Source organism: Xylophilus rhododendri (genome assembly GCF_009906855.1).
GTDB classification, from domain to species: domain Bacteria; phylum Pseudomonadota; class Gammaproteobacteria; order Burkholderiales; family Burkholderiaceae_C; genus Xylophilus; species Xylophilus rhododendri.
Genome location: NZ_CP047650.1, coordinates 1,043,002 through 1,055,163, shown reverse-complemented (window position 1 = coordinate 1,055,163; position 12,162 = coordinate 1,043,002). Strand labels below are relative to the sequence as shown.

Sequence of the window (12,162 nt, the reverse complement as noted above, 5' to 3'; positions counted from 1 at the left end):
CGTATTGAGGTTTGCCCCCACTCCCCGGACCGAACCGCATGCCCAAAAACAAGACAGCGCCGCCGCCGGCCAAGACGCCGACCGGCGATTTCCAGGACTCCGTCCTGCTGGCCGAATCCGCGAGCAACCTGCGGGTGCTGGTGCGGGAGGCGGCCGCCCGGCTGAAGCTGGCCCGGCGCAACGATCCGGCCGGCGTGCCCAGCAGCGGCTTTCGCAAGGGCAACGGCCGCTCGCCGGCCAGCCGCTACTGAGACCGGCGGTCGCGGCATACGCCCGCGTACCGTGCCTCGGGCAGCCGTCCGACAGCAGCGGTCCGCCGCAGCCCGGAAGGTGAGGGCATGGCCGACCACCCCGGTCGGCGCCCACACCTCCAGGAGCTGTCCATGAGCGAAGAAGATTTCGACAAGAAGGACCACCACGGCGAACCCAACCCGGTGATCAATGCCCTGTCCAACGCGGTCGCCGCCATGCGCGCGGACGATGACCAGCTGGCCCTGGCCAAGGCCCACGAGAGCCTGCATCCCAAGGCGATCGAGAAACTCGACGTACCCGAAGCGCGCCGCCAGCCCACCGCGGCCGACGCGGTCAAGACGCTGCTGCGCCAGCAGGGCCGGCCGACCGAGCCCGAACAGCTGGTGCCCGGCGTGCGTTCGCACGACACCACGCTGGACGGCGCCGCCGGCAGCCTGCCCGCCCGCATCTTCACGCCCGAGGGCAGCGGCCCCTTTCCGGTGATCGTCTACTTCCACGGCGGCGGCTGGGTGATCGCCGACAAGGATGTCTATGACGCCGGCGCCCGCGGCCTGGCCGCGCAGGCGCGCGCGGTGGTGGTGTCGGTGGATTACCGCCAGGCGCCGGAACACAGGTTCCCCGCCGCCTGGGACGATGCCCTGGCCGCCTACCGCTGGACACTGCAGCATGCCGCTTCCATCCAGGGCGATCCCGCACGCGTGGCCCTGGCCGGCGAAAGCGCCGGCGGCAACCTGGCCATGGCCACCGCCATCGCCGCATGCGAGGCCGGCCTGCAGCGGCCGGTGCATGTGCTGTCGGTCTACCCGGTCACGCAGACCAGCCTCAACACCGAGTCCTATCTGGAAAACGCCATCGCCAAGCCGCTCAACCGCGCCATGGTGAAGTGGTTCGTGGACCACCTGGTGCGTTCGCCGGAAGACCTGAAGGACACCCGCCTGCAGCTGATCGACGCCGACCTCAAGGGCCTGCCGCCGGTGACCATCGTCAACGCCCGGCTCGACCCGCTGCGCAGCGACGGCGCCAAGCTGCTCGATGCGCTGGAAGATGCCGGCGTGGAGGTGGAGCGGCGCGAATACGAGGGTGTGGCCCACGAATTCTTCGGCGCCGCCGCCGTGCTGGAAAAGGCGCGCCAGGCCCAGGCCTTCGCGGCCGAGCGCCTGCGGGCATCCTTCGGCAACTAAAGACCCGGGCGCGCGGCCGCCGGGCGGCAGTTTCGCGCCCTCGGGCGGGTGTTCGGGGGCCCGATGGGCGGCGGGCCGGCGGGGCGGGATGCTGATGGCACCTCGTCTTTCGCAGTGCTCCGTCCATGGCATTTCCAGCGTCCCCCGTCAGGTTCCATCCCCCGCAGGTTTTGCGTCACACCGCCCGGCATGCCGATCGATGCGGCCTGGCACCCAAAGGGGCGGTGCTGCTGGCCACTATCGATCCGGCCAGGATGCGCGCCCTGCCGATGGATCCAGGCGAGCCGGATTTCGCGCTGCCGTCGCCGCCCCCGTTGCCGTGGCAGAGGCTGCGGAATTTCTCCGCCAGCCGCGTGAGTGCGGGCTATTACCCGGCGGAACTCCGGCAGTTCCTGCAACTGTTCCAGGAGATGCTGGCCTCGACGGCTGCATTGGCCGACGCAGCGGCGCCGCAGGAGCCATACCGCTCCTTGAAGGTGCTGTTCCTGATTCCCTGCCTTGCGCAGGAGCTGCGCATGCGCGACACGGCCTTGCTGCAGGCCGAGCAGCCGACGCAGCACTGCCCGCGCCGCGGCCGGGCGCCGACGCCGCCGCCATCGGTACAGGAAGTCGAGCGCCTGCGCACGGTCCTGCAGGCGCTGAGTTGCTACCTGCATATCGCCATCGTCGAACTGCTGCCGCTCACCCAGCAGGTGCTGGAGGAGCTGCGGGAATGGGACGTGGCCGCCTTCGTGCAGGAAGGCCGGGCGCTGCTGGAGCCGGGCGGCCGGCTGTGCGGCGAGCCGCCGCGCAGGCGCCACCAGGCGCAGTGGATGCTGATGGGATGCGCCATCCGTGCCGTCATGCTGCGCCATGCCGTTCCGCAGGGCTGGACCGAGCCGCCCGATTTCGGCCCGGCCGACCAGTCGGCACGCGGGATGCCGCTGCCGGGCGATTACCGGGCCTGCATGCTCCAGTTCGAAAGGGCCGCATGGCTGCGCGGCGCCGTCTGCTGCCTGGTGCGCTACTGCACGACGGTCTCGATGCGCCATGCCTTCGCCTGGGTGCAGGAGGCGATGGCCACCACCGAGGCCACCGCGCAGGACATGTGCATCCACGTCTGTTGCCTGGCCGGCCGTGCCCGGCCCGCCCGCATCTGGAGTCGCATCGCGCCGGTGCGGGGCTGGCTGCAGAGCATCGTCGACCAGGGCCCGAAGCCGGGGCAGAACATCGATGCGACGCTGCTGCAGGCGCTGCAGGTCTGGTGCACCGGCATGGCCGATCTGCTGGCCTGGCTGAAGGGGCATGGCCCCGACGGGCCGGTGGGTCATGGCCTCGACGGGCCGCTGGAAAACATGGAGGCCGCGCCGCAGCCGCCGGCAGCCGCCCGTCCCGGGCCTGCCCCGCGTGTCATGCGCGCCGCGATGCCGGCGCCGCCGCGCCCGTCGGTGCCCGCATCGCGCTCCACACGCGACATGTCGCCGGCCGACGCGCTGCCCCTGCTGCAGGCCGCGGCGCTGGAAGGCCCGCAGGCGGCGGTGGGCGCGCTCGGCGATTTCCTGCAGGGACGCCGCATGCGCGCCACCATGCGGGGCCTGCCGGCGCCCCTGGCCACGCAGCTGCTCCAGACGCTGCACGCGCTGGTGCAAGCCTGCGAAACCGGCACGCCGCAGCTCGGTTTCATGGCGATCCGTGAACTGCTCGATGTTGGCTGGCACGCCGCGGATGCGGCAGCGGGCCAGGCCCTGGTCGAAGGCGTGTTCCGCCATCTGGCCACCGGCCCGCATCCCCAGGAGTGCCCCTCGGCCTTCCGCCTGTTTTGCCTGGCCGGCGGGCTGGAGCGCCTGTTCCAGGCCATTCCCGCCGCCCATCCGGAAACCGCCCGTGCCGTGCTGTGTGTGCTGGAGCGCCGCCTGGCGCTGCAGGCCGTCGAGGACGAACAGGCCGTCCAGCGCAACGGGTCGCCGCTGTCCGAAGACCTGCCGCGCGCCATCCGCCAGCGGCGGCTGGACGACAGGGGCGGCGGTGCCGGCTCGCCGGAAGACCAGCGCGAAGACAGCGCCCCGGACCTGCCCGCCTGGCTGGCCGGCCTTGCCCATGCGGTGGCGCCTTTCGCCGGAGAGCCGGCGGTGCGCTCGCTGGTGGACCGGCTGGCCGGACTGCTGGACCTGGCCTGGGCCGCCGCGGTGCGGGCGGTCGGCGCCTCGGCCGCGCCGGCCAATATGCGGACCGCCGCCCTGCATCTGCTGACGGCGGGCGGCAGCGCGGCCTGCCGCATCGACAAGAAGCGGCGCTGGGTGGGCATCGATGCCCGCAAGCTGCACACGCCGCTGTTCCTGGCCCTGCTGCAGCACCTGCAGGAGCAGCGGCTGGACTCGGGCGGCCCGGCCTTCAGCGCCATCGACATGCAGCTCGGCAAGCGGCAGGAGGACGACGGCGCCCGCGCCGAAGACCGCAAATGGCATGCGGTGGCGCGCTGGGCGGCGTCGCAATCCCGGCACTGGTGTTTCCAGCAGCAGGGCGCAACGGTGCTGTATGCCCACCGGGGCGAGCGGCCGCGGGAAGACTGGGCGAGCTGGGTGCCGGTGGAGCCGGTGGAGCCCTCCCGGGACGGTTGAACGCAGGAGGGTTCATGCTCAGCCCCGCATCCCCATCGACGCATGAAGCGCTGCGTGCCATTTTTCCGCATGGCGATGGCCGGCAAACGCCGCCGCCATCTCCGCCGTCCGACAGGCGCGGCTGGGTCGATGAGCTGCCGCCGGACGACCCAGCCGCCGCCGGCGACTTCGCCGCGCTGCCGCCGGGGCCGCGCCAGCGGCTGGTCGCTTTCCTGATGGCCTGCCCGCCGGTGGAGGTGTATCCCGCCCCGATCCGCGAGGACATCGCCGGTTACCAGTCCCACCTTCGCGAATTGCTCGCCCCCGCCGACCATCCACGCTCCGCCGACTGGCAGGATTTCCAGACGCTGAGCCTGTTCATGGCCCTGATGAGCTATTTCATGCGGCACGAACCCGAGGCCGAGCGGCTTCAGCGCAAGGCCGATCACTGCCGCGGACGCAGCGGCGCGCGTGCGTCGGCCGCGCAGCGCGAGGCGCAGCTGCAAGGGGAGGGCCTGCTCGCCCTGCGCGCCTATATCGGCATGGCGCTGCACGCCTGCATGCCCGCCCTGGCGGAGACGCTGCTCGGCCTGGAAGAGCCCGACCTGGCCGGGCATGCCCTGTCCACCCTGGCCCTGATCGAAGCGCGCCAGCAGGCCGCCGACCCGACGCTGCAGGACAGCGAGATGCGCGCCATCCTCAACCTGTTCCATGCGATCTGGCCGGTGGTCCGGCGCATGAGCGATCCGCCCACGCTGCCGCCGGTGCCGGTGGAGGACCCGGTGGAGACGGCGCGGGCGCTGCAGCAGGGAGATGCTTCGCCGCCGATCCACTTCCAGAAGCTGGCCTGGCTCAACGAGGTGGTGGACCTGGTGGCCAGCTATTGCCTCGACAAGGCGGCGCTGAGGTGCCTCGGCTGGGTGGAGACGAGCTTGCGTGGCATCGAAAAGGTCCTGCGCGAACTCTGCGAGCACGAAAACTCCCTGGAAGACCGCCAGGAACCCGAGGGGGTACGCAAGGCGCTGGCGCCGGTGCGCCAGCAGCTGCTGCGGATCGGCATGCCGGCGCTGGGCCCGGGCGCGCGCGAGTCGCTGCGGCAAAGCCTGTCGCTCTTCTGCCAGTGGATCAACCTGGTCTACCGCCTCGGCAACTGGCTGGGTGAACGGCGGCCGCAAGACCCGGCGCGGCGCCGGGCGCAGGCTTCGGCGTCGCCGCCGCTTGTGCGTGTCGCCCGTGTGCGGCAAAAGCAGAGGGCGCCGCAAGCCGTGTCGGACGAGGCACCCGGCGGGGCGCTCATCGAGACAGACACGCCGCCGGCCCAGGCGGTGCCGGTGGTTCGCCGGCCGCAGCGCCTCGCCCTGGCCATCGCCCCGCCCGCACGATCGGCTGCCGCGCGCCCGTCCCCCGCGTCTGGCCCCCTGCGCGCCGCGGCAGCCCTGCCGCTGCTGCAGCGCGCCAGCCTGGGCGATCCGGCTGAAGCGCTGGCCTGCCTGCACGGCTTCCTCGGCGGCCGCCGGCTGCGCCCGCTGCTGCGCGCCGAAACGGCCGAGCTGGCATCCGCGTTGCTGCGGGCGATGACCGCCGTGGTGCAGAGCTGCGACGAAGCTTCGCCACGCCTGAGCCTGAGCGCCGTGCGCGAGCTGCTCGACGCCGCCTGGACCGCCGCCGACCGGCCCGCCGGCGCCGCGCTGGCCGATGCCGGCTACCGGCATTTTTGCGCCGGCCAGACGGCGCGCCAGAGCAGCGGCGGCCTGCGCCTGTTCTGCCTGACCAGGGGCCTGGACCGCTTCTTCCAGGCCCTGCCCGCCGCGCCGCTGGAAACCGGCCTGGCCGCGCTGCAGGCCCTGGAGCAGCGCCTGCAAGGCCTGGAGCAGGAAGACGAGGCCACCCGGCAGCGGGGCGAGCTCGGGCTGGCCCGGCACTTCCAGCAGTCGCTGCGGCAGGCGCGGCTGGACTACATGCGCGCCTACACGAAGCTGTCCGAGGAAGAGCGCCAGGCCAGCGCCGACGACATGCGGGCCTGGCTGGCCAGCGCCCTGCATTCGATCGCGCCCTATGCCCGGGCCGCCGAGGTGCAGGACCTGGCGCGGCAGCTGGCCCGGCTGGCCGGCGTGGCCTGGCCGGCCTCGCTGCGGCCGGCGGATCCGCCGGCGATGCGGCAGGCCGCGATCCGGCTGCTCACCGATGGCCGCTCGGCCGCCTGCCGGCGGCAGCCGGCGCAGCGCTTCGCCAGAATCAATGCGCACAACCTCGGCACTCCCGTGTTCGAGCCGCTGCTCGTGCATCTGGCGGCGCAACGCACGGCGTCCGGCTCCGCGGCCTTCGACGCCTTCGAACTGCTGCTGGGCAACCGGCACGATCAGGACGGTGCCCGCGCGGAAGACCGCAAGTGGAGCGCGGTCGCCCGCTGGGCCGCGACGCTGGATGGTCGCTGGCATTTCCAGCACGAGGGCGCGGCGCAGCTGTATGCCCACCGCGGACGGCGTCCGCGCGCCGGCTGGGCCACCTGGACGCCGGCCGCGCCCTCGTCCTGATGCGGCTTCGCCTGCCGGTGCCTGGTTTCGGCGAAGTCCATGGGCGGGCGGCGTGGCGCCGTCGATGCTTGCGGCTTTCGACATGTCCCGGCCAGCCGGCCGGGCCCGGCGCATGTTCCCCCATCTCTCCTGCCTTCAGTACGTCGCGCGCTGCATGCCCCAGCCGCCTGCCAATGTTCGCGTCCCGGTGCCGCCGCCCGATGCGCCGCCCGGCACGGCCCCGGTGCCGACAGCCGACCCGGACGACTTCACCGCGAGCGGCGTGGCGCCCTCCGACCGCCTGGCGGATTTCCTGGTGTCCCGAGCCCCACTGAACACCTGGCCCGCCGAACTGCGCCATTTCATCGCGAACTGGGAACGGCATGCGCGCCGCCGCCTGTCGCCCGGCGAAGGACCGCATGCCGCCGACTACCAGGCCTATCAGGTCCTGGAGTTGCCGCTCTTCCTGCGCAGCGCCCACGACGCGGTGATGCAGGAGCGCGAACGGCTCCGGCGCAAGGTCGCGCACTGCCGGGAACGCGCCACGCCCGGCGCGGGCAGCCTGCGTCGCCAGGCGGCTTCGAATGCGGTGCAGGAACTGGCGCGGCAGGAGGAGCTGCTGCTGTCGCTGGAAACCTATCTCCAGCCCGCCCTGCAGGCCTGCCTTCCCCTGGTGGCCGAGACCTTGTTCCAGCTGCAGGAAATGGACCTGGCCGACTGCGTGGCCACCGTGGCGGCGCGCATCGAGGAGCGGCTCTCCACCGGCCATCCCCGGGAGCGTGCCGCCTGCGCCGGCATCTGCGCGATGGTGAGCGACCTGATCGGGCCGATCTCCCTGCGGGTGGGCCAGCCGCCCCGGCTGCCGCCCGAGCCGGTGGAGGACCCCGCGGCCAGCGCGCGGGCCCTGGCATGCGGCCAGGTCTCGCCGCCCCTGCATTTCGACACCCTGCACTGGGTGGTGGAGGCGATGGACCTGCTGTGCGGCTTCTGCCTGCAGCTCTCGGTGGAATGCGAAGCGGTGTGGGCCGGCGAGGCCATGGACCGCATCGAAAAAGCCCTGGCGGCACTCTGCGAACACGAGGCCGGCCTCGCGGGCCGCGAGGAGCCGCCGGGCGTGCGGACCGCCATCGCCCGCGAGCGACGGGCCATGCGCACCTTGCAGGCCGAGCGCATCGGTCCTCCCACCGCGCATACCGAGCGGGAAACGCAGCTGCTGTTCGTGCGCTGGGCGAACCTGGTCGATACGCTGGTGGGCTGGCTCGACGAGCGTGGCATCGACGACCCCGCGGAGCGCAAGCCCGTGCAGGCGGCAGCCGTGGCGGAGCCCCTGCCGGACGCCCGGTCCGGCGCGAACCGGCGGCGCAAGAACAAGGCGCGGCCCAAGCCCGAGCCTTTGCCCGGGGCCGTGCCCGGCGAGGCCCCGCACACCGCGCCTCCCGCCACCCCGTTCAGCTCCGCCGGCCGCAGGCGGGCGCCGCGGCCGTCCCCGCCCGCGGCACCGGCGCCGCCCGCGCTGCATACGCTCAGGGCCGCGGCGGCGCTGCCGCGCCTGCAGGATGCGGCCCGGGCCGATCCGGCCGAGGCCGCGGCCGTGCTGCAGGACTTCCTCTACCGGCGCAAGCTGCGCACGCTGCTGCTGGCCGAGCCCGCACCGGTCGCCGCCGCGCTGCTCGACGCGATGGCGGCACTGGTGGAGCGCTGCGCCGGCGGCACGCCGCCGCTGGGTTTCATCGCCCTGCGCGAGATGCTCGACGCTGCCTGGGTGCGCAGCGATACCGCGCCCGGCACCCGCCTGGCCGCCGCCGTGTTCGAACATTTCGCCGCGCGCGGTCCGGACGACGGCAAGGCCGCCGGCTTTCGGCTCTTCTGCATGGGCAAGGGCCTGGAGCGTTTCCTGCAGGCCTTGCCGGCCGTGCCGCCGGATCTCGCCCGGCGCGCCCTGCGGGCCCTCGAAGGCCGGCTGGCAGCCCTGAACCGGGAGAACGAGGCCGCGCGGCAAGCCGGCCATCCCGCGCCCGCCGACGAATTCCGGCAGGCGGTGCAGCAGGCGCGGCTGGACTACATGTCCGCTTATCGCAAGCTTTCCGAAACCGAGCGCCAGCAGAGCGCCGACGACATGGCCGCCTGGCTGGCCAGCGCCCTGCGCGCCGTCGCGCCGCATGCCGGGCATGCGCCGGTGCCCTCGCTCGCGCGCCAGCTGGCCCGGCTGGCCGGCGAGCCCTGGCCGGACGGCGGCCAGGCATCGGACCCGGAATCCATGCTGCAGACGGCGCTGCGCCTGCTGACCGAAGGCCGCCCGGCCTCCTGCCGCCTGCTGCCCGAGCAGCGCCGGGCCGAGATCAATGCCCACAATCTCTCCACCCCGGTCTTCGAGGATCTGCTGAAACACCTGGCGCGACGCAGGACCGCCGCGGGCGCACCGGCCTTCAATGCCTTCGAGTTGTCGGTGGGCGGCGTGCACCACCAGGACGGCGGCCGGGCCGGCGACCGCAAGCGCCAGGCCGTCTCGCAGCTGGCCGCGGAATGGGGCTGGCCGGTGCAGCACGACGGCGGCAGCATCCTCTACCTGCACGACGGATCGCGCCCGCGCACCGGCTGGGCCAGTTACCAGGCGGGCTTCGCCTCTTGAAATCCGGGGCTGCGGCCGCCAGTTGGACCGCAGGAGATTTTTCATCCATGCGAACCGACAAACTCACCACCAAATTCCAGGAAGCGCTGTCCGACGCCCAGAGCCTGGCGCTGGCCAACGACCACGGCTACATCGAGCCGGCCCACCTGCTGGCGGCGCTGGCCGGCCAGGACGACGGCCCGCGTGCGCTGCTGGAGCGCGCCGGCGCCAACGTGGGCGGCCTGGCGCAGGCGGCCGATGCCGCCATCCAGAAGCTGCCCCAGGTGCAGGGCCAGGACGTGACCGTGGGCCGTGACCTCGCCAGCCTGCTGCAGGCCACCGAGAAGGAGGCCATCAAACGCGGCGACCAGTTCATCTCCGGCGAACTCTTCCTGCTGGCCCTGGCCGATGCCAAGACCGACCTGGGCGAGGCCGTGCGCAGGAACGGCCTGACCCGCAAGTCGCTGGAAGCCGCCATCGAAGCCGTGCGCGGCGGCCAGAAGATGGACAGCGCCGACGCCGAAGCCCAGCGCGGCTCCCTGAAGAAATACACCATGGACCTGACCGAGCGCGCCCGCCTCGGCAAGCTCGACCCGGTGATCGGCCGCGACGAGGAGATCCGCCGCGCCATCCAGGTGCTGCAGCGGCGCAGCAAGAACAATCCGGTGCTGATCGGCGAGCCCGGCGTGGGCAAGACCGCCATCGTCGAAGGCCTGGCCCAGCGCATCGTGGCCGGCGAGGTGCCGGATTCGCTGCGCGGCAAACGTGTGCTCTCGCTCGACATGGCCGCGCTGCTGGCCGGCGCCAAGTACCGGGGCGAGTTCGAGGAACGCCTGAAGGCCGTGCTCAACGAACTGGCCAAGGACGAAGGCCAGACCATCGTCTTCATCGACGAGTTGCACACCATGGTCGGCGCCGGCAAGGCCGAAGGCGCCATGGACGCCGGCAACATGTTGAAGCCCGCGCTCGCCCGCGGCGAGCTGCACTGCGTGGGCGCCACCACGCTGGACGAATACCGCAAGTACATCGAGAAGGACGCCGCCCTGGAGCGCCGCTTCCAGAAGATCCTGGTGGGCGAACCCTCGGTGGAGGCCACCATCGCCATCCTGCGCGGCCTGCAGGAGAAGTACGAGGTGCACCACGGCGTGCAGATCACCGACCCGGCCATCGTGGCCGCGGCCGAACTCAGCCACCGCTACATCACCGACCGCTTCCTGCCCGACAAGGCGATCGACCTGATCGACGAGGCCGCGGCCAAGATCAAGATCGAGATGGACTCCAAGCCCGAGGTGATGGACCGCCTCGACCGCCGGCTGATCCAGCTGCAGATCGAGCGCGAGGCGGTGCGCCGCGAGATGGACGAGTCCTCGCAGAAACGCTTCGCCATCATCGAGGAGCAGATCGCCGAGCTGCAGAAGCAGATCGCCGACTACGACGAGATCTGGCAGTCCGAGAAGGCGCAGGCCCAGGGCTCCAAGCAGGTGATGGAGGAGATCGACAAGATCCGCTTCCAGATGAGCGAGTTCACCCGCAAGGGCGACTTCAACAAGGTGGCCGAACTGCAGTACGGCAAGCTGCCGCAGCTGGAGAAGAAGCTGAAGGAAGCCGAGGAATCGGAGTCCAGCAAGGGCGCATCGTCCAAGCCCACGCTGCTGCGCACCCAGGTCGGCGCCGAGGAGATCGCCGAGGTGGTCTCGCGCGCCACCGGCATTCCGGTCAGCAAGATGCTGCAGGGCGAACGCGAGAAGCTGCTGCAGATGGAAGACAAGCTGCACCAGCGGGTGGTGGGCCAGGACGAGGCCGTGCGGGCGGTGGCCGATGCGATCCGGCGCTCGCGCTCGGGCCTGTCGGACCCCAACCGGCCGACCGGCAGCTTCCTCTTCCTGGGCCCCACCGGCGTGGGCAAGACCGAGCTGTGCAAGGCGCTGGCGGGCTTTTTGTTCGACAGCGAGGACCACCTGATCCGCATCGACATGAGCGAGTTCATGGAGAAGCATTCGGTGGCCCGGCTGATCGGCGCGCCGCCGGGCTACGTGGGTTACGACGAAGGCGGCTATCTCACCGAGGCCGTCCGCCGCAAGCCCTACAGCGTGGTGCTGCTCGACGAGGTGGAGAAGGCCCATCCGGACGTCTTCAACGTGCTGCTGCAGGTGCTCGACGACGGGCGCCTCACCGATGGCCAGGGCCGCACGGTGGACTTCAAGAACACCGTGATCGTGATGACCAGCAACATCGGCTCGCCCATCATCCAGGCGATGACCGGGCGCGACCAGGCGGACATCAAGGAAGCCGTGTGGGACGAGCTGAAGAACCACTTCCGGCCGGAGTTCCTGAACCGCATCGACGAGACGGTGGTGTTCCACGGCCTGGACGCCGCCAACATCGCCTCGATCGCCGCCATCCAGCTGCAGGTGCTGCAGGCGCGCATGGCCAAGATGGACCTGCACCTGCAGGTCAGCGAGGCGGCGCTGGCGGAGCTGGCCAAGGTGGGCTTCGATCCGGTGTTCGGCGCGCGGCCCCTGAAGCGTGCGATCCAGCAGCGCATCGAGAACCCGCTGTCGAAGCTGCTGCTGCAGGGCAAATTCCCGCCCAAGAGCGTGATCCCTGTGTCGGTCGATCCGGTGCTGGAGCCGGGCGTGTTCCGCTTCGGCGACGTGCAGGCCACCGACGGCGAGATCGCCCAGGAAAGCCCGGCCGATGCCTGAGCCGACCTGGGGCCAGCGGCTGCTGCTGGCCGTGATCAAGCTGGTGCTGGTGGCGGCCGGCGCGGTGTTCGCCCTGGCCGCGCTGTGCGCGGTCCTCGTGCTGTTCTGCGTGTGGGCGGTGCGCCGCACCTGGGCCCGGCTGACCGGCCGGCCGGTGGCGCCCTGGGTGCTGCGCACCGATCCGATGGCGGTGTGGCGCCAGGCCTCGGCCTTCCGGCGCGGGGCCCAGCCGGCGGCGGCCGAGACGGCCGAGCAGGCCGAGGCGCGGCGGCGGTTCCCCGCTGCCGATGTCACGGATGTGACGCCGAAGTAGGTCTGCCCGGTTTC

The 12,162-nt window shown here is 72.0% G+C and carries 7 protein-coding genes; all 7 read left to right on the top strand.

Going from position 1 to position 12,162, the window contains the following annotated elements; translation table 11 throughout:
* Nucleotides 1–38 precede the first annotated feature (38 nt).
* The 7 genes from GT347_RS04770 (at nucleotide 39) to GT347_RS04740 (ending at nucleotide 12,148) form a co-directional block, all read left to right on the top strand.
* Nucleotides 39–251 carry a hypothetical protein gene (locus GT347_RS04770; RefSeq protein WP_160550872.1) on the top strand — a complete coding sequence of 71 codons (213 nt, stop codon included), beginning with the start codon at nucleotides 39–41 and terminating at the stop codon, nucleotides 249–251.
* 132 nt (nucleotides 252–383) lie between these two features.
* Nucleotides 384–1,433, top strand: a complete 1,050-nt coding sequence (locus GT347_RS04765; protein WP_160550871.1) for an alpha/beta hydrolase — start codon at nucleotides 384–386, stop codon at nucleotides 1,431–1,433.
* A gap of 353 nt (nucleotides 1,434–1,786) precedes the next feature.
* Nucleotides 1,787–4,030 carry a hypothetical protein gene (locus GT347_RS04760; protein WP_160550870.1) on the top strand — a complete coding sequence of 748 codons (2,244 nt, stop codon included), beginning with the start codon at nucleotides 1,787–1,789 and terminating at the stop codon, nucleotides 4,028–4,030.
* A 14-nt stretch (nucleotides 4,031–4,044) separates the two neighbouring features.
* The gene (locus tag GT347_RS04755; protein WP_160550869.1) at nucleotides 4,045–6,543 is read left to right on the top strand and encodes a hypothetical protein; all 2,499 of its coding nucleotides are present in this window, start codon (nucleotides 4,045–4,047) and stop codon (nucleotides 6,541–6,543) included.
* Between the two features lie 154 nt (nucleotides 6,544–6,697).
* Entirely contained in the window at nucleotides 6,698–9,151 is a 2,454-nt protein-coding gene (locus GT347_RS04750) for a hypothetical protein (RefSeq protein WP_160550868.1), read from the top strand.
* A gap of 47 nt (nucleotides 9,152–9,198) precedes the next feature.
* Entirely contained in the window at nucleotides 9,199–11,835 is a 2,637-nt protein-coding gene (gene clpB, locus GT347_RS04745; protein ID WP_160550867.1) for an ATP-dependent chaperone ClpB, read from the top strand.
* Nucleotides 11,828–12,148 (top strand): hypothetical protein, encoded by a 321-nt coding sequence (locus GT347_RS04740; RefSeq protein ID WP_160550866.1) that lies wholly within the window; start codon nucleotides 11,828–11,830, stop codon nucleotides 12,146–12,148. The genes clpB and GT347_RS04740 overlap by 8 nt, the downstream gene beginning before the upstream one ends.
* Nucleotides 12,149–12,162: the final 14 nt, after the last annotated feature.